Origin of the sequence: Kitasatospora sp. HUAS MG31, from assembly GCF_040571325.1 — a bacterium.
In the GTDB taxonomy this organism is placed as follows: Bacteria; Actinomycetota; Actinomycetes; order Streptomycetales; family Streptomycetaceae; genus Kitasatospora; species Kitasatospora camelliae.
Genome location: NZ_CP159872.1, coordinates 2,168,743 through 2,192,544, shown reverse-complemented (window position 1 = coordinate 2,192,544; position 23,802 = coordinate 2,168,743). Strand labels below are relative to the sequence as shown.

At 72.8% G+C, this 23,802-nt stretch carries 21 protein-coding genes and 2 riboswitches; of the genes, 11 read left to right on the top strand and 10 right to left on the bottom strand.

Annotated features, from left to right (window positions below; genetic code table 11):
* Positions 1–9 precede the first annotated feature (9 nt).
* From ABWK59_RS10130 to ABWK59_RS10110, 5 genes are all read right to left on the bottom strand, one after another.
* The gene (locus tag ABWK59_RS10130; protein WP_354639768.1) at positions 10–384 is read right to left on the bottom strand and encodes a GntR family transcriptional regulator; all 375 of its coding nucleotides are present in this window, start codon (positions 382–384) and stop codon (positions 10–12) included.
* A gap of 100 nt (positions 385–484) precedes the next feature.
* Entirely contained in the window at positions 485–2,140 is a 1,656-nt protein-coding gene (locus ABWK59_RS10125; RefSeq protein ID WP_354639766.1) for a cytochrome b, read from the bottom strand.
* On the bottom strand, positions 2,137–3,207 hold the full coding sequence (locus tag ABWK59_RS10120; protein WP_354639764.1) for a ubiquinol-cytochrome c reductase iron-sulfur subunit: 1,071 nt from the start codon (positions 3,205–3,207) through the stop codon (positions 2,137–2,139). Before ABWK59_RS10120 ends, ABWK59_RS10125 begins: the two co-directional genes overlap by 4 nt.
* Complete coding sequence (locus tag ABWK59_RS10115) at positions 3,204–4,028, bottom strand: c-type cytochrome (protein ID WP_354639762.1); 825 nt, start codon at positions 4,026–4,028, stop codon at positions 3,204–3,206. Before ABWK59_RS10115 ends, ABWK59_RS10120 begins: the two co-directional genes overlap by 4 nt.
* Before the next feature lie 153 nt (positions 4,029–4,181).
* The gene (locus tag ABWK59_RS10110; RefSeq protein ID WP_354639760.1) at positions 4,182–4,802 is read right to left on the bottom strand and encodes a cytochrome c oxidase subunit 3; all 621 of its coding nucleotides are present in this window, start codon (positions 4,800–4,802) and stop codon (positions 4,182–4,184) included.
* Between the two features lie 309 nt (positions 4,803–5,111).
* On the opposite strand from ABWK59_RS10110, the gene ABWK59_RS10105 reads away from it, so the two are divergent.
* From ABWK59_RS10105 to ABWK59_RS10095, 3 genes are all read left to right on the top strand, one after another.
* Positions 5,112–5,537 carry a hypothetical protein gene (locus tag ABWK59_RS10105; RefSeq protein WP_354639759.1) on the top strand — a complete coding sequence of 142 codons (426 nt, stop codon included), beginning with the start codon at positions 5,112–5,114 and terminating at the stop codon, positions 5,535–5,537.
* 244 nt (positions 5,538–5,781) lie between these two features.
* Complete coding sequence (gene trpD / locus ABWK59_RS10100) at positions 5,782–6,858, top strand: anthranilate phosphoribosyltransferase (RefSeq protein ID WP_354639757.1); 1,077 nt, start codon at positions 5,782–5,784, stop codon at positions 6,856–6,858.
* A gap of 152 nt (positions 6,859–7,010) precedes the next feature.
* A riboswitch (SAM riboswitch) is annotated at positions 7,011–7,128 on the top strand.
* A 46-nt stretch (positions 7,129–7,174) separates the two neighbouring features.
* Positions 7,175–8,539 carry an aminotransferase class V-fold PLP-dependent enzyme gene (locus tag ABWK59_RS10095; RefSeq protein ID WP_354639755.1) on the top strand — a complete coding sequence of 455 codons (1,365 nt, stop codon included), beginning with the start codon at positions 7,175–7,177 and terminating at the stop codon, positions 8,537–8,539.
* Positions 8,540–8,546: 7 nt separating this feature from the next.
* Here ABWK59_RS10095 and ABWK59_RS10090 read toward each other — a convergent pair whose 3' ends face one another.
* The gene (locus tag ABWK59_RS10090; RefSeq protein WP_253799055.1) at positions 8,547–8,828 is read right to left on the bottom strand and encodes an Lrp/AsnC ligand binding domain-containing protein; all 282 of its coding nucleotides are present in this window, start codon (positions 8,826–8,828) and stop codon (positions 8,547–8,549) included.
* Entirely contained in the window at positions 8,825–9,655 is an 831-nt protein-coding gene (locus tag ABWK59_RS10085) for a rhomboid family intramembrane serine protease (RefSeq protein WP_354639753.1), read from the bottom strand. Before ABWK59_RS10085 ends, ABWK59_RS10090 begins: the two co-directional genes overlap by 4 nt.
* A gap of 150 nt (positions 9,656–9,805) precedes the next feature.
* Between ABWK59_RS10085 and ABWK59_RS10080 the strand changes: the two genes are divergently transcribed.
* From ABWK59_RS10080 to ABWK59_RS10055, 6 genes are all read left to right on the top strand, one after another.
* Positions 9,806–10,072: a hypothetical protein gene (locus tag ABWK59_RS10080; protein ID WP_354639751.1), complete on the top strand. Its 267-nt coding sequence runs from the start codon at positions 9,806–9,808 to the stop codon at positions 10,070–10,072.
* Positions 10,073–10,346: 274 nt separating this feature from the next.
* Complete coding sequence (locus tag ABWK59_RS10075; RefSeq protein WP_354639749.1) at positions 10,347–11,693, top strand: NYN domain-containing protein; 1,347 nt, start codon at positions 10,347–10,349, stop codon at positions 11,691–11,693.
* A gap of 247 nt (positions 11,694–11,940) precedes the next feature.
* Positions 11,941–12,969 carry a C40 family peptidase gene (locus tag ABWK59_RS10070; protein WP_354639747.1) on the top strand — a complete coding sequence of 343 codons (1,029 nt, stop codon included), beginning with the start codon at positions 11,941–11,943 and terminating at the stop codon, positions 12,967–12,969.
* Positions 12,970–13,323: 354 nt separating this feature from the next.
* Positions 13,324–13,481: riboswitch (cyclic di-AMP (ydaO/yuaA leader) on the top strand.
* Positions 13,482–13,491: 10 nt separating this feature from the next.
* The gene (locus tag ABWK59_RS10065; protein ID WP_354639745.1) at positions 13,492–14,571 is read left to right on the top strand and encodes a C40 family peptidase; all 1,080 of its coding nucleotides are present in this window, start codon (positions 13,492–13,494) and stop codon (positions 14,569–14,571) included.
* Positions 14,572–14,887: 316 nt separating this feature from the next.
* The gene (locus tag ABWK59_RS10060; protein WP_354639743.1) at positions 14,888–15,952 is read left to right on the top strand and encodes a C40 family peptidase; all 1,065 of its coding nucleotides are present in this window, start codon (positions 14,888–14,890) and stop codon (positions 15,950–15,952) included.
* A gap of 437 nt (positions 15,953–16,389) precedes the next feature.
* Positions 16,390–17,331 (top strand): hypothetical protein, encoded by a 942-nt coding sequence (locus ABWK59_RS10055; RefSeq protein ID WP_354639742.1) that lies wholly within the window; start codon positions 16,390–16,392, stop codon positions 17,329–17,331.
* Positions 17,332–17,380: 49 nt separating this feature from the next.
* On the opposite strand, the gene ABWK59_RS10050 is transcribed toward ABWK59_RS10055, so the two are convergent.
* A complete protein-coding gene (locus tag ABWK59_RS10050) occupies positions 17,381–18,298 on the bottom strand; it encodes a carbohydrate kinase family protein (RefSeq protein ID WP_354639740.1) in 918 nt (305 codons plus the stop codon).
* A 52-nt stretch (positions 18,299–18,350) separates the two neighbouring features.
* Complete coding sequence (locus ABWK59_RS10045; RefSeq protein ID WP_354639738.1) at positions 18,351–19,730, bottom strand: glycosyltransferase 87 family protein; 1,380 nt, start codon at positions 19,728–19,730, stop codon at positions 18,351–18,353.
* Positions 19,731–19,954: 224 nt separating this feature from the next.
* On the opposite strand from ABWK59_RS10045, the gene ABWK59_RS10040 reads away from it, so the two are divergent.
* Entirely contained in the window at positions 19,955–21,094 is a 1,140-nt protein-coding gene (locus ABWK59_RS10040) for a glycosyltransferase family 4 protein (RefSeq protein ID WP_354639737.1), read from the top strand.
* A gap of 206 nt (positions 21,095–21,300) precedes the next feature.
* Here the strand turns inward: ABWK59_RS10040 and ABWK59_RS10035 are convergent, their stop codons facing one another.
* Positions 21,301–23,097, bottom strand: coding sequence for an AMP-dependent synthetase/ligase (locus ABWK59_RS10035; protein WP_354639735.1), 1,797 nt, complete (start codon positions 23,095–23,097; stop codon positions 21,301–21,303).
* A gap of 265 nt (positions 23,098–23,362) precedes the next feature.
* Between ABWK59_RS10035 and ABWK59_RS10030 the strand changes: the two genes are divergently transcribed.
* Positions 23,363–23,797 carry an SRPBCC family protein gene (locus ABWK59_RS10030; RefSeq protein WP_354639734.1) on the top strand — a complete coding sequence of 145 codons (435 nt, stop codon included), beginning with the start codon at positions 23,363–23,365 and terminating at the stop codon, positions 23,795–23,797.
* The last annotated feature ends 5 nt before the right edge of the window (positions 23,798–23,802 follow it).

Below are 23,802 nucleotides of genomic sequence, written 5' to 3'. Positions count from 1 at the left end.
CACCACCGGTTATCCGGCCCGGCCGTAGACCAGGTCCAGGGCGCCCGCCACGGCCGCCAGCGCCTCGTCGCGGGACAGGCCGAGCCGCCGGACCCGCTCGGCGTACTCGGCGGCCGCGCCGGCCCCGAGTCGGTGCGCGGCGTCACCGACGGCCGCGATCAGGGTGCCGCGGCGCCCGTGGGTCTCCACCACGCCGTCCGCCTCCAGCTCCCGGTAGGCCCGGGCCACCGTGTTGGCGGCCAGCCCGAGCTCCTCCGCCAGCGCCCGGACGGTGGGCAGCTTCAGCCCCACCGGCAGCTCCCCGCTGCGGGCCTGCTCGGCGATGGCGGCCCGCACCTGCTCGTACGGCGGGACGGGGGAGGAGTGGTCGATCGTCAGCTGCACGGGTGGCCTCCGGTGGGGGCGGGACGGGGTGGTGCCGGGGAAACCGAGAGCCCCCTGCCGGCGAGCGGCAGGGGGCCCAGGGGTGGCGTTCAGCGCGGGATCAGTGGTGGCCGTGGCCCGAGGTGATCTCGCGGTACTCCTCGCCGGTCGGCTTCGGGATCTGGCCGCCCTCGCCGAAGTAGCCCTCGGAGAGCGCGGCACGGGCCTTGGCGACCTTGCCGACCTTGCGGGCGACACCGTTCTCGTCGACCTGGGCCGGCAGCGCGATCGGCTGCGGCTGGTCGTGCGAGGTGAGGGTGTGCAGGTCCTTCTGCGACAGCGGGGCGTGGACCTCGACGAACTCACCGTGCGGCAGGCGCTTGATGACACCCGACTCGCGGCCGTGCAGCACCTTCTCCTTGTCACGGCGCTGCAGGCCGAGGCACCAGCGCTTGGTGACGAAGAAGGTGACGACCGGCACCACGAAGAAGCCGACCCGGACGAGGTACGTGATCGAGTTGATCGACAGGTGCAGGTGGGTGGCGAACAGGTCGTTGCCACCACCGACCAGCAGGATCAGGTACAGCGAGATCCAGGCCGCGCCCAGCGCGGTGCGGACCGGGGCGTTGCGCGGGCGGTCCAGGATGTGGTGCTCGCGCTTGTCGCCGGTGATCCAGCCCTCGATGAACGGGTAGACCGCGATGGCCGCCAGGACCAGCGGGAAGATCATCAGCGGGACGAACACACCCAGGTTCAGGGTGTGGCCCCACAGGCCGATCTCCCAGCCCGGCATGATGCGGATCAGGCCCTCGGAGAAGCCCATGTACCAGTCGGGCTGGGCGTCGGTCGACACCTGGTCCGGACGGTACGGGCCGTACGCCCAGATCGGGTTGATCGTGGCGATCGCGGAGATGGCCGCGATGATGCCGAAGACCAGGAAGAAGAAACCGCCCGCCTTCGCCATGTAGACCGGCATCAGCGGCATGCCGACGACGTTCTTCTCGGTCTTGCCCGGGCCCGCCCACTGGGTGTGCTTGTGGTAGAAGACCAGGATCAGGTGCGCGACCAGCAGGCCCAGCATGATGCCCGGGATGAGCAGCACGTGGATGGTGAAGAACCGCGGCACGATGTCGGTGCCGGGGAACTCGCCGCCGAACAGGAACATCTGGATGTAGGTGCCCACCAGCGGGACGGCGAGGATCGCGCCTTCCATGAAGCGGATACCGGTGCCCGACAGCAGGTCGTCCGGCAGCGAGTAGCCGAAGAAGCCGTCGAACATGCCGAGGACCAGCAGCAGGAAGCCGAAGACCCAGTTGATCTCGCGCGGCTTGCGGAACGCGCCGGTGAAGAAGACGCGCATCATGTGCACGAGCATCGCGGCGACGAACACCAGCGCGGCCCAGTGGTGGATCTGACGGATCAGCAGACCACCGCGGACCTCGAAGCTGATGTCCAGCGTGGAGGCGTACGCCTCCGACATCCGGATGCCCTGGAGCGGGCCGTAGCTGCCGTGGTAGACGGTCTCGGCCATGCTCGGGGTGAAGAACAGCGTCAGGTACACACCCGTGAGGATGATGATGACGAAGCTGTAGAGGCAGATCTCACCGAGCATGAAGGACCAGTGGTCCGGGAAGATCTTGCGGAGGTTGGCCCGGGCCAGGGAGTAGATCCCCAGCCGGCCGTCCGTCCAGTCAGCCGCGGCCTCCCACTTGTTGGCGGGGTTGGCGCGGGTGCTGGCCGGCTTGGAGGCGCCGGTGGCGCCGCTCGCGGAACTCATCGGCTGCGCTCCCAGTAGCTCGGACCGACGGGCTCGTCGAAGTCGCCGGTGGCGACCAGGAAGCCCTCATCGTCAACGGTGATCTTCAGCTGCGGCAGCGGGTGGCCCGCGGGGCCGAAGATCACGCGGGCGCCGTCCGCCAGGTCGAAGGTCGACTGGTGGCAGGGGCAGAGCGCGTGGTGGGTCTGCTGCTCGTACAGGCTGATCGGGCAGCCGACGTGGGTGCAGATCTTGGAGTACGCCAGGATGCCCTCGAAGCCGAGCTCGGCGGACTTGGCGTCCTTCAGGTCCTCCGGCTGGATCCGGACGAGCATCAGGGCGTCCTTGGCGATCTGCACCTGGAAGTCGTGCGCGTCCTCCTCCAGGCCCTCGGGCTTGGCGAAGGTGAGCGAGCCGACGACGATGTCCTCGGCCTTCATCGGCTTGTTGGTGTTCATGTTCACCAACGGGATGGGGTCGGTCTTCGACGCCTTGGACCAGCCGGTGTGCTCCAGGCTCTTCCCGGGCAGCGGGCCCAGGTCGCGCAGCAGCACCACGCCGGACAGCGGCACCAGGGCCATCGATCCGATCAGGGTGTTGCGGAGCATCTTGCGGCGGCCGAAGCCGGACTCGGCGGCACCGGTCCGGAACTGCTCGATGACGTCGTTGCGGACCTCGTCGTCGGCCTCGATCGGGTGACGCTCGGCCGGCAGCTCGTGGTCCGACATCAGCGTGCGGGCCCAGTGGACGGCACCCGCGCCGATGCAGAAGAGCGCCACGCCGAGGGTCATGCCCAGGCTGAAGTTCAGCGCCGAGACCTCGCCGAGCGGCCAGATCGTGACGATCTTGTCGATCGGGAAGATCACGTACGAGGCGATGAAGCCGGCGGTGGCGAGCATCGACACGATGAAGAGCAGCGAGACCTGACGCTCGGCCCGCTGGGCGGCCCGCTCGTCGATGTCGGTGCGACGCGGCTCGTGGGCCGGCAGGCCCGGGTCGGCGAACGGGTCGTCGTGGGACGCGACCTCGTGGCCGTGGGAGGCGCCGTGCGCCTCCGGCAGGTTGTCGTCTGAAATCTCGTGGCTCATGACTTCTTGGCCTTGGTGGTGTGGGCGGCGACCCAGATCGCGACCACGATGAGGGTGCCGAGACCGAAGATCCAGCCGAACAGACCCTCGGTCACCGGACCGAGGCTGCCCAGCGTGAGACCACCGGGGTTGGGCTCATCGTTGGTGGTGTGGCGGACGAAGGCCACGATCTGCTTCTTCTGCTCCTCCGGCATGGTGGTGTCGGGGAACGACGGCATGTTCTGCGGGCCGGTCTGCATGGCCTCGTAGATGTGCTTCTCGGAGACGCCCTCCAGCGACGGGGCGTACTTGCCGTTGGTCAGCGCACCGCCCTGACCGGCGAAGTTGTGGCACTGCGCGCAGTTGGTGCGGAACAGCTCGCCACCCCGGGAGATCTCCTCGGTGGCGGCCGCCGGGTCGTTGGAGGGGGTGTAGGCCTCCTCCTTCGGAACCTCCGGGCCGGGGCCGAGCGAGGCGACGAAGGCGGCCATCTTGTCGATGTCGGCCTGGCTGTAGATGTTCGGCTTGCGCGGGATCTGGGCGCCCGGCTGCTGGGCCGGCATCCGGCCGGTGCCGACCTGGAAGTCGACCGCGGCGGCACCCACGCCGACCAGGCTCGGGCCGTCGGAGGTGCCCTGGCCGTCCAGGCCGTGGCAGGAGGAGCAGCCCACGGCGAAGAGCTTCTTGCCCTCGTCGATCGCGAGCGACTGGGCGGCGGTGTCCGCCTGCGCCTTCTCGGCCGGCGCGAAAGCGGCGTACAGCCCCCCGGTGGCCGCCAGGGCGAGAAGTAGGACGACCAGCGCCGCCAGTGGGTGGCGCCGTCGTGCGGAGAGCTTTTTCACGGATTAACCCCGGTGTCAGGATCTGGTCGTCTGGTGACCGCCCTCGGCGTCCGGCCGTCGGGGCCGGGTCGCAGGGCGGGCGCGGGTCGGGTCGGTGATGCCCCGAAGGGCGGGCAGCGCGTCCGGCCGTCGGCCAGCGACCTGATCAGATGGTTACTTGATCAGGTAGATGGTCGCGAACAGGCCGATCCACACGACGTCGACGAAGTGCCAGTAGTACGACACCACGATCGCGGCGGTGGCCTGCTCGTGCGTGAACCGCTTGGCTGCGTACGTCCGTCCCAGGACCAGCAGGAAGGCGATCAGACCACCTGTCACGTGGAGACCGTGGAAGCCGGTGGTCAGGTAGAACACCGTGCCGTACGGGTCGGAGGACAGCGTGAGGCCGTCCTTCTTCACCAGCTCGGTGTACTCGAAGACCTGGCCGCCGATGAAGATCGCGCCCATCACGAAGGTGATGACGAACCACGAGCGGAGCTTCTTCACGTCACCGCGCTCGGCGGCGAAGACGCCGAGCTGGCAGGTGAGCGAGGAGAGCACCAGGATCGTGGTGTTCACCGAGGAGAAGGGGACGTTGAGGGCATGGGCCTTCTCCGCCCAGAACTCCGAGCCCATGACCGAGCGGAGCGTGAAGTACATCGCGAACAGTGCCGCGAAGAACATCAGCTCCGAGCTCAGCCAGACGATGGTTCCGACGCTGACCAGGTTCGGCCTGTTGACCGCTCCGTGCGCGTGTCCGGTTTCTGTTGCTGTTGCTGTCGCCACGACGGACATTATGTCGGGCCCTTATTCCGTCTTCACGCCGGGGGGTCTCCCTCGGAGTGTCCGGTGCGTGCGGTATGCCCGTGTCGGCCGGCGCCCGATTTCTGACGGTTGTTCGGGACCGGTGGGCCGACGGGGGAGCTGAGGTACTCCTCGCGGGTGACCGCGGCGCGCGGCGCCTTGAGCGAGATCGCGTCAGGGGCTCACCACGGCGGGTGTCCGGGAGTAGCATCCGGGGTGAACGTGGTCCGGATCACACTGGGCCGTTCGGAGCGGCATACACATATAAGAGGACGAGCGAAGCACCAGGGAGCAGGGGCCATGGCGCAGAGGACCGACGAGACGCTCACCGTTCTCGTCTACAGCGACGACCGCAACACCCGCGAGCAGGTGACCGTGGCCCTGGGCCGTCGGCCCGCCGCCGACCTCCCCGCCATCGAGTACCTGGAGTGCGCGACCACCCCGGCCGTGCTGCGCGCCCTGGAGAAGGGCGGGATCGACCTCTGCGTCCTGGACGGCGAGGCCGTCCCGGCCGGCGGGCTGGGGCTGACCCGGCAGCTGAAGGACGAGATCTACGGCTGCCCGCCGGTCCTGGTGCTGATCGGCCGGCCGCAGGACTCCTGGCTCGCCGCCTGGAGCCGGGCCGACGCCGCCGTCTCCCACCCGGTGGACCCGGTCACCCTCGGCGACGCCGTGGCCACCCTGCTCCGGGCCCGGATGGCCCGCCGGGCGCCGGCCGCCCGCTGACCCCGCGCACCGCCGCCCGTCCGGCCCGGTTCCCCGGGTACGGGCGGGCGGCGGCGGTGCTCCCCGTACCGGGGCGTCCCGCGCGGCCGTCCCGGGGCCGTCTTGGGGCCGTCCCACCCGCCCGTCCCGCCCGGCCGTCTCACCCAGAGAGAAGGGGCCGGAAGATCGCGGCACCGGCCCCCGGCCCGTGGATAGGCTGGCACCGTCCCTTACGGCGAACCACCGAAAGAGCCTGGAGTCAGCGATGGTCAACGTGCACCCTGCGAACGGCGGTAGCGACCCCGCGCAGGTGGTCCGCACCTGGCCGGACGTCCTGAGCGCCCTGCTGCGCGGCGAGGACCTGGCCCAGGCCGACACCGCCTGGGCGATGGACCAGATCATGAACGGCGAGGCCAGCCCGGTGCAGGTGGCCGGCTTCATGGTGGCGCTGCGGGCCAAGGGCGAGACCGTCGAGGAGATCGCCGGTCTGGTCGACGCGATGTACGCGCACGCCGAGCCGCTGCACATCCCCGGTCCCGCCGTGGACATCGTCGGCACCGGCGGCGACCGGGCCAAGACCGTCAACATCTCCACCATGTCCGCGATCGTCGCGGCCGCCGCCGGGGCGAAGGTGGTCAAGCACGGCAACCGCGCCGCCTCCTCCGCCAGCGGTTCCTCCGACGTGCTGGAGCGCCTCGGCATCCGGCTCGACCTCAGCGCGCGGCGGGTCGCCGAGGTGGCCGAGGAGGTCGGCCTCACCTTCTGCTTCGCGGCCAAGTTCCACCCCGCGATGCGGCACGCCGCCCCCGCCCGGCGCGACCTGGGCGTGCCCACCGCCTTCAACATCCTCGGCCCGCTCACCAACCCGGCCAGGGTCACCTCGCACGCCATCGGCTGCTTCGACACCCGGCTCGCCGGCCTGATCGCCGGCGTCCTCGCCCGGCGCGGCGCCACCGCCCTGGTCTTCCGCGGCGACGACGGCCTGGACGAGCTCACCATCTCCACCACCTCCCGGGTCTGGATCGTCAAGGACGGCGGGATCCGGGAGACCTCCTTCGACCCGCGGGAGGTGGGGATCGAGCTGGTCGGCATCGAGGCCCTGCGCGGCGCGGACGCCGAGTACAACGCCGCGGTGGCGCGGCGGCTGCTGGCCGGGGAGCGGGGGCCGGTGCGGGACGCCGTCCTCCTCAACACCGCGGCGGCGCTGGTCGCACTCGACCTGACCGACGCGCCGCTGGCGGAGCAGCTGGCGGCGGGGATCGAGCGGGCGGCGGCGGCGATCGACTCCGGCGCGGCGGAGGCCACCCTGAAGCGCTGGTCCGAGGCGACGGCCCGCGCCTGAGGCGCACGCGGGGAGCGGGGAGCACAACAGGGGCGCGCGGAACTGCGCGAGGGCGGGAGAGTGCGGCGTGTGCGCTTCCGCTTCGCGCAGTTCCCCGCGCCCCTAGTGGTTCCCGACGTCCGTCCGGTGAGGGTGTGTTAAAGTCCTGCGCAGGTCATGAGTGACAGCGTCAAGCCCCAGCTTGCTGTCCGGCAACCCTCCGTCCGTGGCGGGGTGCCCTGGGTGAGGACCGGGCCAGGCGGCGGACCGTCCGTGTGGCAAGCGCGGACTTCCGGCGGATGCACTCCGGGGTCCTGACCCCTGGAGGAGTGCATCCATGTCCGTTTCCACCGAAATCTGCGCCCCCCTCGCCGTCCTCGGCCACGACGTCCGGGTCCCCCTCGCCACGGGGGAGAAGGTCGCCTACGCCGCGCTCGACTACGCCGCCAGCGCCCCCGCGCTCCAGCGGGTCTGGGACGACGTCGCCGCGTACGCCCCCTACTACGGCAGCGTGCACCGCGGCGCCGGCTACCTCTCGCAGCTCTCCACCGACCTGTTCGAGCAGAGCCGCCGTACCGTCGCCGAGTTCCTCGACCTGCGCGACGGCGACCAGGTGGTCTTCACCCGTGCCACCACCGACTCGCTGAACCTGCTGGCGGGCGTACTCCCGGCGGGCACCCGGGTGTTCGCGTTCGAGACGGAGCACCACGCCTCGCTGCTGCCGTGGCGCCGGGAGGGACTCGGTGTGACGTACCTGCGGGCGCCGCGCTCGCACGCCGAGGCGGTGGCCGCGCTGGACGAGGCGCTCGCCGGGGCGGGGGAGGGCCCCAAGCTGCTCTGCGTCACCGGCGCCTCCAACGTGACCGGCGAGCTGTGGCCGGTCGCCGAACTGACCGCCACCGCGCACCGGTACGGCGCCCGGGTGGTGCTGGACGCCGCGCAGCTGGCCCCGCACCACCGGGTGTCGGTGCGCGAGCTCGGGGTGGACTGGGTCGCCTTCTCCGGCCACAAGCTGTACGCGCCGTTCGGCGCCGGGGTGCTGGCTGGGCGGGCCGACTGGCTGGACGCGGCGGAGCCGTACCTGGCCGGCGGCGGGGCCAGCCGGACGGTGGCGCGGGAGGCGGACGGGTCGGTGGCGGTGGAGTGGCACCGGGGTCCGGCCCGGCACGAGGCCGGCTCGCCGAACGTGATCGGAGCCTACGCGATCGCCTCCGCCTGCCGGGCGCTCGGCGAGGCGGGCCTGGACGCGCTGCAGGCCCGGGAGGAGTTCCTGGTCGACCGGCTGCGGGCGGGGCTGGCGGAGATCCCCGAGGTGCGGGTGCTGAGCCTGTTCGGCACCGACGCGCCGCGGGTCGGGGTGCTCTCGTTCGTGGTGCGCGGCTGGAACAGCTCGCACTTCTCGGCCGCGCTCTCCGCGGAGTACGGGATCGGCGTCCGCGACGGCCTGTTCTGCGCCCACCCGCTGGTGCGCACGCTGCTCGGCGGGGAGGAGGCGGCGCCCTCGGAATGCGGTGCGCCGGAGGCGTCGCTGCCGGGGGAGCGCAGCCTCAACGCGATCCGGGTCAGCTTCGGCGCCGGCACCCCCGAGGAGCACGTGGACCGCTTCCTGGCGGCCGTCCGCGAGCTGGTCACCGACGGCGCCCGCTGGACGTACCGCAACGAGGGCGGCCGCTGCGTGGCCGACACCGGCCAGGCGGCGTGAGCCGCCGCTACTCGTCCAGGCCGAGCGCGAACGCGGCCTCCAGGTCGTGCTGCGAGTAGGTGCGGAAGGCGATCTGGGTCTCGGTGTGGGCGACGCCCGGCACCTTGTTGAGCTGACCGGGGATCACCTCGGCCAGGTCCTCGTGCCGGCGCACCCGGACCATCGCCACCAGGTCGTAGGAGCCGGTCACCGAGTAGACCTCGCTGACACCCTCGATGGCGGCGATCGCCTCGGCGATCTCGGGGATCCGGTCGACGCTGGTCTTGATGAGGACGATCGCGGTGATCACTCTTCGGCTCCTGTGTGAGGGGATGGGCCACAGGGTAGTCCGCCCCCGGCTGCCGCGTCTCGCCTGCGCGGACACCCGGCCCAGGCCCCCAGGTACCCGCAGGCGAAGCCCACCACGTGCACCAGGTACGCCACCCCGGGCCCGGCCGTCTGCACCGACCACCACTGCAGGGCGAACCACAGCCCGAGCACCAGCCAGGCGGGGAACCGCAGCGGCAGGAACAGCAGGACCGGCACCAGCGCGGTGACCCGGGCCCGCGGGTACAGCCGCAGGTACGCGCCGAGCACCCCGGCGATCGCCCCCGAGGCGCCCACCAGCGCCCGGACGCCGTCCGGCGAGCCCGCCTCGGCCAGCGCGTAGGCGTAGGTGGCGAGGTAGCCCACCGCCAGGTAGCCGAACAGGAAGCGGACCCGGCCCAGCCGCTCCTCCACCCCCGGGCCGAAGACGAACAGGAACAGCAGGTTGCCCAGCAGGTGCAGCCAGCCGGCGTGGACGAACAGCGAGGTGAGCACCGACAGCGCGGGCAGCTTGCCGGGGACCGGCGGCAGCCGGCAGTCCGGGGTGACCGGGGCCACGTCGGCGAGCTGGTCGGCCGTCAGCGGACGCCCGCTCAGCAGCTCGGCCGGCACCGCCCCCCAGCGCTGCTCGTACCGCTGCTCCGCGCAGAGCCGGTCCGTGCCGGTGCCGTAGGAGGGGTTGAGGCCGAAGGTGGGTCCGAGCAGCAGGACCACGGCGGCCGCCGCGATCAGGGCGAAGGTGACCAGCGGCGGGCCGGCCGGGCGGTCGGCGGTGACCGCGCCGGGTCGGCCGAGGGCGGGAGTGGCCATGAGGGGGAGCATTCCTCGCCGGCCGGCCGGCGACACCGGGCACTGCTCCGGGCGGGTGAGGCGTCCGCCCGTCGAGACCGGTGCCTGGCGGCGGGGGCCCAGGCCATAGGCTGGGAGGCCCGGACCCGGGACCATCCGAGAGGACCTCCGATGAGCATCGCCGCGCCCACCGCGGACACCCGTTGGCGCTGCACGCTGTGCGGCAACCTGACCCGCTTCGACGTGACGCGCTCCGCGCGGGTGGTCGAGTACCTGCACTTCGACCTCAGCGGGGAGTCGAAGGTCGAGGAGACCGAGGTGCTGAGCGAGACCATCGAGCGGGTGCGCTGCCGCTGGTGCAACGCGGTCGACCAGGTCGAGCTGGTGCCCCGCCCGGGCGCGGAGGAGGACGTGACGGAGGACGGCCAGAAGGCCTGATCCGCCGCCTTCCGCCCCGCGCCCGTCCACCAGGACCGGGCGCGGGGCGGACCTGTTGCCGGGCCCCGGCGGGGCCGGTGGGCGGGGGCCGGATGTGTGGCGTGCTGTCGGTGGGGCACGGTACACGGGACAATTGCAGAGAGCGGTGGGTTCACGTCGCGCGGCACCGGGCCGCGCCGACCCCGCGGAGACCAGGATCGGAGCCAGGGGCGTGGTGGAGGCAGCGAGCGGGCCGGCGGAGCCGGCGGAGCAGCGGCCCGTCCCGGAGGCGACCGTGCCAGCGGACGGGGAGGGCGCCCCGGACGGGACCGCGGAGCAGCTGGACCACCCCCTGCCGGAGGGCGTCCGCCGCCGCGTGGTGGGCCTCGCCGCCGACGCCCTGGGCGGCATCCCGGCCGCCGAGCTGCCCGCGGGCCTGCGCCAGTACGCCAAGTTCACCCCGGTGCGGCGGGCCAAGTACGCGGGCACCGCGCTGGCCGCGGCGCTGGAGTCCGAGCCGGTCTTCCGGGTGCGGATAGCCGACCGGCTGCGGCTGGGCCAGCCCGACCTGGTCAAGGCGCTGGAGGCGGGGTCGGTGCCGGGCGCGGCCGACCCGATGGACGTGGCCGCGGCCGCCTACCTGGTCCGCCCGGCGGGCTGGACCCGGCTGGTCACCGAGGCCGGCGAGGAGGTCGAGCGGGCCGAGTCCGAGGGGGCCGCCGCCGAGGCGGCCAAGCTCGCGCAGCGGCTGCAGGACGAGCTGGCCGAGGTCCGGGCGACCGCCCGCGCCGACCTGGAGCGGCAGCGGGCCGAGGCGGAGGGCATCCGCAAGGAGGCCGAGTCGTTGCGCCGGCGGGTGCGCAGCCTGGAGGCGGACGTCCGGCGGGCCCAGGCGGAGACCCGGAAGGTGCAGGCCGAGCTGGACGCGGTGAAGGCCGCCGCCTCGGCCGAGCGCGGCGCCGGGGAGGTGGAGGCCCGGCGGCTGCGGCACCGGGTCTCCGAACTGGAGGCGGCCGTGGAGGCCGGCCGGCGCTCGGCCCGCGAGGGCCGCAGCGTGGAGGACATGCGGCTGCGGCTGCTGCTGGACACCGTGCTGCAGTCGGCCCAGGGCCTGCAGCGGGAGTTGGCGCTGCCGGTCGCGCAGATCCGTCCGGCGGACCTGGTCGAGGCGGTGGAGCCGGGGTCGGCCTCGCCGAACGACGTGGCCCGCCGGGGCCTCGCCGAGGACGACCCGGCGCTGCTGGACCAGCTGCTGGCGATCCCCCAGGTGCACCTGGTGGTGGACGGCTACAACGTGACCAAGACCGGCTACCCCTCGCTGCCGCTGGAGCAGCAGCGGCTGCGCCTGCTGGGCGGGCTGGCCATGCTGGCGCAGCGCACCCAGGCCGAGGTGACCTGCGTGTTCGACGGGCAGGACCTGGACGTGCCGGTGATCATGGCGCCGCCGCGGGGGGTGCGGGTGCGGTTCAGCCGGACCGGGGAGACCGCGGACGAGCTGATCCGGCGGCTGGTGCGGGCGGAGCCGCAGGGCCGTCCGGTGGTGGTGGTCTCCACCGACCGGGAGGTGGCCGAGGGGGTCCGCAAGGCGGGGGCCCGTCCGGTGGCCTCGGTGCTGCTGCTGAACCGGCTGGCGCGGGCGTAGCGACTCGTCCGGTTTGAGGCGGTTCGGACTGTTTGCGGCGGCCGCTCGGGCGGTCAGGGTCGACGGGTGGTCAGGCCCCGCGGATGGCCGGGATGTGACGATCGCGTGAAACGTGGCCCGGCCAGGGGTTCCCCCTGGTGAAGGAGTGGCGCGGGGGCTGGATCTTCACTAGGGTCTGGCGTCAAACCTATTTTCCGGACACCCACTCGTTCGGGTGAGTTTCCAGCAGGAAGAAGGAGCTGTTCCCTTGGCCTCCCACCGCCGTCCCAAGCAGCCGAGCCGCGCACGGGTCACCGTGCTCACCGCTGCCGCCGCGACCGCGGTCGCCCTGTCGGCCCAGGTCAGCGCGCACGCCGCGCCGGCGAAGCCGACCAAGGACGAGGTCAAGGCCCAGGTCGACGCCCTGATGGAGCAGCAGGAGCAGGCCGCCGAGAAGTACAACGGCGCCAAGGAGCGGGCCGACCAGCTGCGCAAGCAGGCGGACCAGATCCAGGACCAGGTGGCCCGCGGTCAGGAGCAGCTCACCCAGCTCGCCAGCGGCCTCTCCGCGGTGGCCGGCGAGCAGTACCGCTCGGGCGGCGTCGACCCGTCGATGCAGCTGATGCTCTCCTCCGACCCGGACCAGTACCTGAGCCAGGCGTCCAGCTTCGAGCAGGCCGCCAGCACCCAGGCGGACACCCTCAAGGCGCTCAAGGACCAGCAGCGCCGGCTGGACCAGCAGAAGCAGGAGGCGGCCACCGTCCTCGCCGAGCTGGACAACTCCACCCAGACGCTGAACCAGGCCAAGAACGAGGTCCAGGACAAGCTGAAGGAGGCCCAGCGCCTGCTCAGCACGCTGTCCGCCGCCGACCGCGCCGCGGTGCTCGGCACCGACCGCGCCTCGCGCAACGACACCCGGTACGACCTCGCCAACCTGCCGCAGGCGGGCAGCTACGCCGGTACCGCGGTCAGCGCCGCGATGAGCAAGCGCGGCGCCGCCTACGTCTGGGGCGCCACCGGCTCCACCACCTTCGACTGCTCCGGTCTGATGGTCTGGGCCTACAAGCAGGCCGGCGTCTCGCTGCCGCGCACCTCGCAGGCCCAGGGCAGCTACGGCACCCGGGTGCCCTCGATCTCCGCGGCCCAGCCCGGCGACCTGGTCATCTACTACAACGACATGCACCACGTCGGCATGTACATCGGCAACGGTCTGGTCGTCCACGCCACCAAGCCGGGCGACGTCGTCAAGGTCATGGGCGCGGCCGACATGCCGATCAGCACCATCCGCCGGGTCTGACCCCGCGTAGGCAAAACGGACATTTGCCATCCTTGTCGCGCATCTGACACGTCGTGACACGCCCGGGCGGTCCGAGATCCCGCTGTGATCTCGGACACGCTCGGGCGATGTTTTTGTGCCGGGACCCCGAGGCTCGGTCAGCGCTGCGCAGCTCGCCGCTCACATACGGTCATTTTCGGAATGGCCAGGCGGGTGAATTCCGATTTTTTTCTGACAAGGATTTGAACGGATCACGGATCGGTTACTAGGGTCATGGCCTGACCTCCGCACAGTCGTGCGTCCAACCCGGGCGTCGGCGGGGGTCGCCGCCGAGTCCGCGACGCAGCAGGGCAGCCGAGCTGTCCACGGGGAGCCCCTGTGGGGGAGCTGTCGTCCGGAGCCGGGGAACCACCGTGTTCCTCGGGGTGAATCGGCGCCAGGCCGGCTCCACTCGTGGGGCGGTGAGGCGTCGTAGGGCGCGCTCTTCGGCCCGAACCCGTCAGCTAACCCGGTAGGCGGTGTGAGGAGAAGGAGTCCGCCTTCGTGGCGTCCCATCGTCGTCCCAAGCCCGTCGGCCGTGCCCGCATCTCGTTCCTGACCGCCGCCGCCGCGACCGCGGTGGCCCTGTCCGCCCAGACCGGCGCGCACGCCGACCCGGTGCAGAGCAAGGACCAGGTCAAGGCGCAGGTCGACGAGCTCAACGAGCAGGCGGAGGTCAAGACCGAGGCCTACAACGCCTCGGTCGAGAAGCAGCAGACCCTGCAGAAGCAGGTCTCCCAGCTGCAGGACCAGGTGGCCCGGCAGCAGGCCGAGGTGACCACCGTTCAGGGCAGCCTGGGCGAGATCGCCGCCGAGCAGTACCGCACCGGCATGATGCCGCAGACCGTGCAGCTGATGCTCTCCAGCAACCCCGACTCGTTCCTGAGCCAGGCCGGCGACCTCACCCAGGTCGGCGCCACCCAGGCCGACCTGCTGAAGTCCTTCAAGCAGGAGCAGGCCAAGCTCGACCAGCAGAAGGGCGAGGCCGAGCACAAGCTCGCCGAGCTGGACGCGACCACCAAGGGCCTGAAGGCCGACAAGGACGAGATCCAGGCCAAGCTCGCCAAGGCCCAGGACCTGCTCAACACGCTCACCCAGCAGGAGCGCGACGCGATGGCGGCCGCCGAGGCCAAGGCCGCCGCCGACTCCCAGGCGAAGGCCAAGTCCGCCACCGCGGACCGCGCCTCCCGCGACTCCGGGCGCCCGAGCATGGCCGCCAACGCGCCGGTCGGCTCGTACACCGCCGCCGCGATCGCCGCCGCCGAGTCCAAGCTCGGCAGCTGGTACCAGTACGGCGCCACCGGTCCGACCGTCTTCGACTGCTCGGGCCTGATGCAGTGGGCGTACAACCAGGCGGGTGTCTCGCTGCCGCGCACCTCCCAGTCGCAGGCCACCGCCGGTACCAACATCGGCACCAACCTGGCCGACGCCAAGCCCGGCGACCTGATCATCTTCTACGCCGACCGGCACCACGTCGGCATGTACGTCGGCAACGGGCAGATCATCCACGCCCCGCGCACCGGCACCCAGGTCCGCTACGAGGCGGCCACCAACATGCCGATCAACGCGATCGTCCGGGTCTGACCCGGCCGACGGCCTTCCGACGGGCCCGGCACTCCCCGCGAGTGCCGGGCCCGCGGCGTGTCCGGCGCGCCGGGGCGCGGGTCCTCCGTCCACCGGCGGAGGCGTCGTGCGGGTACGCGAAGCGGCGGCGGCGGACACCGGCCGTAGCCGGGCGGCCGATCGGATGTCCGATTGGTGGTCAAATATTCGCGCCTGGCAGGGTTTGGACTGGATCGGCGGGAATCGCTAACGTCTGCCCCCGGACCGCCGCGTGGACGGCCGCCCAGTCCGGGCGGCGGCGGCGGGCCCTCGCCGCAGGAACGGAGCCGCCGCCCGCATGTCCGCGCACCGCCGTCCCCAACTGCCAGGCGCCCAGCGGCTCACCCGCGCACTGGTGCTCACGGCCGCGGCCACCACCGCGCTCGGCCTGACCGTCGGCGGCCCCGCCCAGGCCGCCCCCCGCACCCCGGCCGAGCCCACCTCGCGCAACGACGTCAAGGTCCGGGTCGACCAGCTCTACGAGGAGGCCGAGCAGGCCTCCGAGCGCTACAACGCCGCCCAGGAGCACCAGAAGCAGCTCCAGAGCGAGGCCTCCGCCCTGCAGAGCCAGGTGGCCACCGGCCAGGACGAGCTCAACCGGATGCGCCAGGACCTGGCCGCCGTCGCCGGCGCCCAGTACCGCTCCGGCGGCATGGACCCCGGCGTCCAGCTGATGCTGAACTCCGACCCGGACGGCTACCTCGCCCGGGTCCGCGCCCTCGACCAGGCCACCCAGCGGCAGAACGACTCGCTGCGCCAGCTGCTCGACCGGCAGCGCCGGCTCGACCAGCGCCGTGCCGAGGCCTCCGCCAAGCTGGCCGAGCTGGACGGGGTCCGGCAGTCCCTCGCCGAGAACAAGGACCAGGTCCGGCAGCGGCTGGCCAGCGCCCAGCAGCTGCTGAACGGCCTCGGACCGGCCGAGCGGGCCCGGCTCGCCGCCGAGGACGCCCGGGCCGCCGAGAAGCGCGCCACCCGCGGCACCGACCGGCTCGACCTCGGCGACCAGCCGCCCGCCTCCGACCGCGCCGCCGTCGCGCTGGCCGCCGCGGTCTCCAAGATCGGCTCCCCGTACGTGTTCGGCTCCACCGGGCCGCGCACGTTCGACTGCTCCGGTCTGATGTACTGGAGCTGGCGGCAGGCCGGAGTCACCCTGCCGCGCACCTCGCAGGCCCAGGCCTCCGCGGGGCGGCGGATCAGCCTCGCCGAGGCACGACCTGGAGACCTGGTGATCTTCTACAGGGACATGCACCACGTCGGCATGTACGCCGGCGGCGGTGTGGTCGTGCACGCGCCCTACCCGGGCGCCCGGGTCCGCTACGAGAGCGTCAACGCGATGCCCGTCACCGGGGTGGTGCGGGTCTGAACGCGTCGCCCCGACCCCGGCCGGACGCCGGGGGCGAGCCGCTGGTCGCCGACCTGCCCCGGACCACCGGGGCGGGTCGTCCCCTGCTGTCCCGCCGCTCGGCGCTGCTGCTCGCCGCCGGCGGGCTCGCCCAGCTCTCGCTGCCCCGCCCCGCCCCCGCCCGGGAGGCCGATGCGCTCGGGGCGCCGCCCGCCTCCGCCCGGGCGGCCGTCGAACGGCTCCTCGCGGACCGGGCCCGTGCCCTGCTGCGGGTCGACTCCGCCGCCCTGCTGGCCGGGACGGTCACCTGGGCGCAGGCCGCGCAGCAGGAGGCGCTGGAACGGCAGGCCCAGGTCCCGTTCGCGGACCTCTCGTACCGGATCACCGGCTTCGCCGAACCCGCGCCCGGGCAGCAGACCGCCACCGCCGAGGTCGAGTTCGGCTACCGGCTGGCCGGGGTGGACACGTACCCGGTCCGGCTGAACCGGCGGCTCGGGCTGGTCCGTGACCCGGCCGGCGGGTGGCTGCTCTCCGAGGACCAGCCGGTCGGGCCGGCCGCGCTCTGGGACCTCGCTCCGGTCCGGGTCGCCCGGGGCGAGCGCTGCCTGGTGCTCGGGGCCGGGGACGAGGCCACCCTCGGCGGGCTCGCGGCGCTGGCGGACCGGGCGGTGCCGGCGGTGGAGGCGGTGTGGGGGCCGGCTGCGGGCGGCTCCGCGGGCGGCGCCGGAGTTGGTGCCGGAGCCGGTGCTGCCGGTTCCGGTGGGCGGCTGGTGCTGGAGCTGCCGGCCACGCTGGAGGAGTTCGCCCGGCTGCTGGACGTCCCGGCGGAGAACTACCGGGGCATCGCGGCGGTGACGGTCGCCGCCGGCGGGGCTCCCGTGCGGACGCCCGCCGACCGGATCCAGGTCAACCCGGACGCCTACCGGGGCCTGAGCGAGCTCGGGCGGCGGGTGGTGATCACGCACGAGGCCACCCACGTCGCCACCCGCGCCGACACCAAGGGCTGGACGCCGCTCTGGCTGTCCGAGGGCGTCGCCGACTACACCGGCTACCGCGGCAGCGGGCGGACCGGTCGGCAGATCGCCCCCGGGCTGACCCGGGAGGTCGTCGCCGGACGGCTGCCCGGCGGGCTGCCCACCGACGCGGACTTCGCGGCGGGGGCGGGCGGGATCGCGCTGGCGTACGAGCTGTCGTGGCTGCTCTGCGACCTGCTGGCGCGGACCTTCGGGCCGGACCGGCTGGTCGGGTTCTACCGCGCGGTCGCGGCGGCGGGGAATCCGGGGGACGGGCGGGAGGCGCGGGACGCGCTGGTCGCCCGGCTGGTGAAGGAGTGGTTCGGCCTCGACCAGCCGGCCTTCACCCACCTGTGGACCACGGAGGCGGGACGCCTCGGGGAGTGAGGTGGAACGTGCCCCCACGCGCCCCTGAAGGCCTTGCCGGTTGCGTAGGTCAGAGGTCGGCGTGGGTGAGGAAGGTGGTGTGGGTGCCCGGGGTGGTGCAGGCGTGGGCGCCGGCGCGGGAGGCGGTGTGGAGGCAGGCGTCGAGGGGGTGGCCGGCGAGCCAGGAGTGGAGGAAGCCCGCCACGAAGGAGTCGCCGGCGCCGTTGGTGTCGACCACGGGGCGGCCCGGGTCCAGCGCGGGGTAGTGGCGGAGGACGGGGTCCTCGCGGGTGAGCAGGTACGCGCCCTCCGCCCCGGCGGTGGCCACCACCAGCCGGGCCCGGCCGTCCGCCAGGACACCCCGCATCAGCTCCTCGGGCCGCCCCCCGCAGCCCGCCGCCGAGAGGAACACCAGGTCCGACCGGAGCGCGTAGTGCCGGTGGTGCTCGTCGAGCCCGTCCCAGGCGTGCAGGTCGGTGGAGCTGGTGACGCCCAGCCGGTGGACGTCCGGGTAGAGGTCCCGGTTGATGCCGGTGATGGAGAGGTGGACGTGCCGGCTGCGCTCCAGGTACGGCAGGTAGAAGGCGCGGGGGAGCCGCAGGTCGGCGGGGTGCCGTCCGTCGTAGAAGGAGAAGCGGCGGCCGTCGGCGTCGACCAGGTTGACCCCGCGGGGGGTGCCGGCGCCGGAGACCAGGTGGCTGAAGTCCAGGCCGTGTTCGCGGTACGCGGCGAGCACCAGCTCGCCCTGCGGGTCGGCGCCGAGGAAGTCCAGGAACTTGGTGCGCAGGCCGAGCGCGTGGCAGCCGAGGGCCACGCCGTTGCCGGTGTGCCCGACGTAGTCGATCACCGGTCCGACGCCGATCGAGTCGCCGTCCGGGATCTCCAGCCGGTCGACCCGGACGATGGTGTCCACCCCGGCGCCGCCGACGACCAGCACGTCGTAGTCGAGGAGGTCGGTGCCGCGGTGGTCGGGGGTGCGCTCAGCCATGCGCCGATGCTCCCAGCGGAGCACCGGCGCATGCAAGACCTTGCAGAAACTTTCAGGAAGCCTGGGTGGTGGCCCGTCCGACCGGCTGGTCGAGCCCGTCCAGCAGCGCCTGCTCGTACGCGATGCCGGGGCGTACCGGGTAGCCGGCGGCGGGTTCGGTCTGCGGGAGGACCACCGTCCGGGTGCTGTCCGGCCGCCGGGTGGAGAGCCACAGCCGGCGGCAGGAGATCAGGGTGGCGGCGAGCAGCAGCAGGTTGCGGGCGCTCAGCACCAGCACGCCCCACAGCTGGCTGCGGTACACCTGGCCGAAGAGGACCGGGAACTCCACGGTGGTGAGCACGGTGGCGAGCAGGATCAGCACCGCCACCGGCCGCTGGCTGGTGCCGCGCACGGTCAGGCAGACGGCGGCGAGGCCGATCAGCCACACCAGGTACTGGGGGCTGATCACCCGGCTGGTCACGGTGAAGATCAGCAGGGCGCAGAGGGCGGCGTCGAAGGCGGTGGCGGCCTGCCAGCGCGGGGCCCGCAGCCGCCAGAACAGCAGCCAGCCGAAGCCCAGCAGGGTGAGCCCCACCATCACCTTGGTGATCACCGGGACCCAGGCGCCGAGCATCTCGACCGAGCCGTAGTTCATCGTCACCTGGCCGTCCCAGGAGCCGGCGAGCCGGGCGACGTGGACCGGCAGCGCGCCCAGGGACTCGATCTCGATGCCGCGCTCGGTCTGGAACTTCAGGAAGTCGAAGGCGCCGTTCATGCCGGCCGTCAGCAGGAAGCCGAGGGAGGCGGCGGTGGCCGCGGCGGCCGTCCAGGAGCGGCGGGTGCGGCGGGCGCGCGGGGTGCCGATCAGCGCCAGCAGCGGCCAGATCTTCAGCAGGCCGCCGAGGCCCAGCAGGGTGCCGCCGACCGCGGGCCGGCGCAGCAGCGACAGCAGGCCGGCCACCGTGAGCGCGGTGACGATGATGTCGTACCGGCAGTAGACCGTGGGCCCGAGCAGCGGGACGCCGGCCACCCAGAGCCAGGCGCCGGTGAAGCTGCGCCCGCGCCGTCCGCCGGCCTTGGTCAGCAGGACCATCGCCAGCACGTCGAAGACGCCGCAGATGACGAAGAAGGAGACCAGGTACGACCAGGGCAGCAGGCCCGGCAGCAGGATCACCAGCGCGGCGCCGGGCGGGTACTGCCAGGTCACGTCGTCCAGCGGGAACGTCCCGGTGCGGAGCACCTCGTACCAGCCGTGGTAGATCACCGAGACGTCGGTGCTGACGTCGGTGTTGGAGATCCGCAGGACGCCGACGATCATCAGGACGATCAGGGCCCGGGTGCCGAGCCAGCCGGCCGCCAGCGCCCAGAGCGCGCCGCGCGCGGGGGCGGAGGGCGCCGGGGGCAGCGCGAGGTGCTCTGTACTGCCGGTCCGGCCGGCCGAGGCCAACTCCACTACGCTCCTTCGTTCGTCTCGCACACCGCGTCGGGCTGGTCCCTGGGGCCCGGGAGCGCTCGCGGTGCCGTCCCGCGTGCCCCCCGAGGCCCACCCACTAGGACCGGCCCCGAGCGGGAACGGTTGCGCGGGCAGCCTTCGTTCCCGACATCACGGGGTGTTGACCTATGGTACGGATCACCGACCCGAGCACCGAGCAACCCCCTGACCGAGCGAGCCGTGGCATGCACAAGACCCTGATCGTCACCAACGACTTCCCGCCGCGACCCGGCGGGATCCAGGCGTTCGTCCACAATATGGCCATCCGGCAGCCCGCCGGCAGCATTGTGGTCTACGCCTCGACCTGGCGGGACGGGACGGAAGTGGCCGAGTTCGACGCAGAACAGCCCTTTCCGGTGATCCGTGACCGGACGAAGGTGATGGTCCCCACACCGCGGGTCACCCGGCGGGCGGCCGAGATCCTCAAGGCGGAGGGCTGCAGCTCGGTGTGGTTCGGCGCGGCGGCGCCGCTCGGCCTGATGGCCCCGACGCTGCGCCGGGCGGGCGCCGGCCGGCTGCTCGGGATGACCCACGGCCACGAGGCCGCCTGGGCCCAGCTCCCGGTCTCCCGGCAGCTGCTGCGCCGGATCGGCGCGGGCACCGACACCCTCACCTACCTCGGCGAGTACACCCGTTCGCGGATCGCCTCGGCGGTCGGGCCCCAGGCGGCGCGGCGGATGGTGCAGCTGCCCCCGGGCGTCGACGAGCGGACCTTCCGGCCCGACTCGGGCGGCGACGCGGTCCGGGCCCGGCTGGGGCTGACCGACCGCCCGGTGGTGGTCTGCGTCTCCCGGCTGGTGCCGCGCAAGGGCCAGGACACCCTGATCGCGGCCATGCCGCAGATCCTCGCCGAGGTGCCGGACGCCGTGCTGCTGATCGTCGGCGGCGGTCCGTACCGGGCCGACCTGGAGAAGCTGGTGGACGCCACCGGCGTCCGCGGCTCGGTGGTGTTCACCGGCTCGGTGCCGTGGGAGGAGCTGCCGGCCCACTACGGCGCCGGGGACGTCTTCGCCATGCCCTGCCGCACCCGGCGGGGCGGGCTGGACGTGGAGGGCCTGGGCATCGTGTACCTGGAGGCGTCGGCCACCGGGCTGCCGGTGGTGGCGGGCGACTCGGGCGGCGCGCCGGATGCGGTCCTGGAGGGCGAGACGGGCTTCGTGGTGCCCGGGACGTCGACCGAGGCGACCGCGGAGCGGATCGTCCGGCTGCTGCGGGACCCGGAGCTGCGGGCCCGGATGGGGGAGGCCGGCCGCCGCTGGGTGGACCGCTCCTGGCGCTGGGACATGCTCGCGGAGCGGCTGACCTCGCTGCTGGCGGCGGACTGACGCCGGGCCCGCCCGCGCGGGCAACGCGCAGGGGCGCGGGGGGCAGGTCCCGGCCGGCACGGCCCGGGGCTGGCCCCTCGCGCCCGTAGGGTCGACCTGCCGCCGTGCGAGGGCGGCGACCACTGGGGTCACGGGGTGTTGTGCGAACGGCCCTCCAGGGAGGGACCGGTCGTACAGCACCCCGTGTGGTCGGTCTGGTCGCGCCGCTACTTCCGGTAGAGGCCCTCGACCTCGGCGGCGAAGTCCTTGAGGACGACGTTGCGCTTGAGCTTGAGCGAGGGGGTGAGGTGGCCGCTCTCCTCCGAGAAGACGGCGTCGAGCAGGTGGAACTTCTTCACCGCCTCGGCGTGCGAGACGGCCTGGTTGCCGTCGTCCACGGCGGCCTGGAGGGCGGCCAGCAGGTCCGCGTCCTCCCGCAGGTCGGCCACGGTGGCGTCGGCGGGCTTGCCGTTGAGCTCCTTCCACTTCGGGAAGAAGTCCGGGTCCACGGTGACCAGGCAGGCGATGAACGGCTTGCGGTCGCCGACCACCATGACCTCGCCGACCACGGCGTGCGCCCGGATCCGGTCCTCGATCACCGCGGGGGCGACGTTCTTGCCGCCGGCGGTGACGAGGATCTCCTTCTTCCGGCCGGTGATGGTGAGGTAGCCCTCGTCGTCCAGGGTGCCGATGTCGCCGGTGGCGAACCAGCCGTCGCGCAGCGCCTCGGCGGTGGCGGCCGGGTTGTTCCAGTAGCCGGTGAAGATGTTCGGGCCCTTGAGCAGGACCTCGCCGTCCTCGGCGATCCGGACCGCGGAGCCGGGGACCGGCTGGCCGACCGTGCCGATCTTCGGCTTGTCGTTCGGGTTGAAGGTGGTGGCCGCACAGCTCTCGGTGAGGCCGTAGCCCTCCAGGACGGTGAAGCCGATGCCGCGGTAGAAGTGGCCCAGGCGCTCGCCGAGCGGGGCGCCGCCGGAGATCGCGGCGTTGCACCGGCCGCCGAGGGCGTTGCGGAGCTTGCCGTAGACCAGCTTGTCGAAGACGGCGTGCTTGAGTCTCAGCAGCAGCGAGGGGCCGCCCTGGTCCAGCGCCCGGCTGTAGGCGATGGCGGTGTCGGCGGCCTTGTCGAAGATCGCGCCCTTGCCCTCGGCCTGGGCCTTGGCCCGGGCGGTGTTGAAGACCTTCTCGAAGACCCGGGGCACGCCGAGGATCAGGGTCGGCTTGAAGGAGCCGAGCTCCTCGGTGACGTTCTTGATGTCCGGGACGTGGCCGAGCCGGATCGGGGCGATGACCGCGGCGATCTCGGCGATCCGGCCGAGCACGTGCGCCAGCGGCAGGAAGAGCAGCACCGAGGACTGGCCGGTGCGGAACAGCTCCGGCATCCGGGCGACCACGTTGCCCAGTTCGGAGATGAAGTTGGCGTGGGTCAGCTGACAGCCCTTGGGGCGGCCGGTGGTGCCCGAGGTGTAGACGATGGTGGCGATCGAGTCCTCGGTGGCCAGCGAGCGGCGCTCGGCCACGGTGGCGTCCGCCACCCCGCGGCCCGCCTCGGCCAGGGCGGCCAGGCCCCCCGCCTCGATCTCCCAGGCGTGCTCCAGGTCCGCCAGCCCCTCCCGGACGGCGGCCACCACCGCGGTGTGCCCGGCGGTCTCGGTGACCACGGCGACGGCGCCGGAGTCGCCGAGGATCCAGCTCACCTGCTCGGCGGAGGAGGTCTCGTACACCGGCACGGTGATCGCGCCCGCGCACCAGATCGCGAAGTCCAGCAGCGTCCACTCGTACCGGGTGCGCGACATGACGGCGACCCGGTCGCCCGGCTCCACGCCGGAGGCGATCAGGCCCTTGGCGACCGCGTGCACCTCGGCCAGGAACTGGACGGCGGTGAGGTCCTGCCAGTGTCCGTCCACCTTGCGGGCCAGGACGGCCACGTCGGGGTGCTTCTCGGCGTTGCCGTGGATCAGGTCGGAGAGGTTACCGCCGCTCGGAACCTGGTAGCGGGCCGGAAGGCTGAACTCCTTGAGCAAGACTGCTCCTCGTCTGCGACGCTGCGGGACGGCAGGACGTTACTGCCCGGTAGGCGGGTTTTGCCAGGGGAGACGGTTCCGGTGTTCGAAGCGTCACACGGGCGGGACCGCGGCGGATCGTCCCGCATCGCACCTTATACGGGTGGCGAGATGACCCGCCGGTAGCCGATCGGGCCCCCGTCCGGCCCCAGGGCAGGGGCCGGACGGCAGCTGTGCCGCGATAGCCTTCCCTGGGCGCACAGCCGAAGAGACGCGGAGGGCCGTCATGGCGGAGCACACCAGGTCGAGCATCATCATCGACGCCACCCCGGCCGAGGTCATGGCGGTCATCGCCGACTTCGCCGCGTACCCGGCGTGGACCGGCGAGGTCAAGGAGATCGAGGTGCTGGGCACCGCCGAGGACGGCCGCGCCGCCGAGGTCCGCCTGCTGCTCGACGCCGGCGCCATCAAGGACGAGCACGTCCTCGCCTACACCTGGGACGGCGACCGCGAGGTCAGCTGGACCCTGGTCAAGAGTCAGATGCTGCGCTCCCTGGACGGCTCCTACAGCCTCGCCCCGCGCGGCGAGGCCGCCACCGAGGTCACCTACCAGCTCGCGGTGGACGTCAAGATCCCGATGCTCGGCATGATCAAGCGCAAGGCCGAGAAGGTCATCATCGACCGAGCCCTGGCCGGCCTGAAGAAGCGCGTCGAGGGCTGAACCGG

Bases quoted from the DNA above. Each gene is read 5' to 3' on its own strand.
- ABWK59_RS10125 (WP_354639766.1), bottom strand. From the start codon at position 2,140: ATGAGTTCCGCGAGCGGCGCCACCGGCGCCTCCAAGCCGGCCAGCACC.
- ABWK59_RS10120 (WP_354639764.1), bottom strand. From the start codon at position 3,207: ATGAGCCACGAGATTTCAGACGACAACCTGCCGGAGGCGCACGGCGCC.
- ABWK59_RS10110 (WP_354639760.1), bottom strand. From the start codon at position 4,802: ATGTCCGTCGTGGCGACAGCAACAGCAACAGAAACCGGACACGCGCAC.
- ABWK59_RS10105 (WP_354639759.1), top strand. From the start codon at position 5,112: ATGGCGCAGAGGACCGACGAGACGCTCACCGTTCTCGTCTACAGCGAC.
- trpD (WP_354639757.1), top strand. From the start codon at position 5,782: ATGGTCAACGTGCACCCTGCGAACGGCGGTAGCGACCCCGCGCAGGTG.
- ABWK59_RS10095 (WP_354639755.1), top strand. From the start codon at position 7,175: ATGTCCGTTTCCACCGAAATCTGCGCCCCCCTCGCCGTCCTCGGCCAC.
- ABWK59_RS10085 (WP_354639753.1), bottom strand. From the start codon at position 9,655: ATGGCCACTCCCGCCCTCGGCCGACCCGGCGCGGTCACCGCCGACCGC.
- ABWK59_RS10080 (WP_354639751.1), top strand. From the start codon at position 9,806: ATGAGCATCGCCGCGCCCACCGCGGACACCCGTTGGCGCTGCACGCTG.
- ABWK59_RS10060 (WP_354639743.1), top strand. From the start codon at position 14,888: ATGTCCGCGCACCGCCGTCCCCAACTGCCAGGCGCCCAGCGGCTCACC.
- ABWK59_RS10050 (WP_354639740.1), bottom strand. From the start codon at position 18,298: ATGGCTGAGCGCACCCCCGACCACCGCGGCACCGACCTCCTCGACTAC.
- ABWK59_RS10040 (WP_354639737.1), top strand. From the start codon at position 19,955: ATGCACAAGACCCTGATCGTCACCAACGACTTCCCGCCGCGACCCGGC.
- ABWK59_RS10030 (WP_354639734.1), top strand. From the start codon at position 23,363: ATGGCGGAGCACACCAGGTCGAGCATCATCATCGACGCCACCCCGGCC.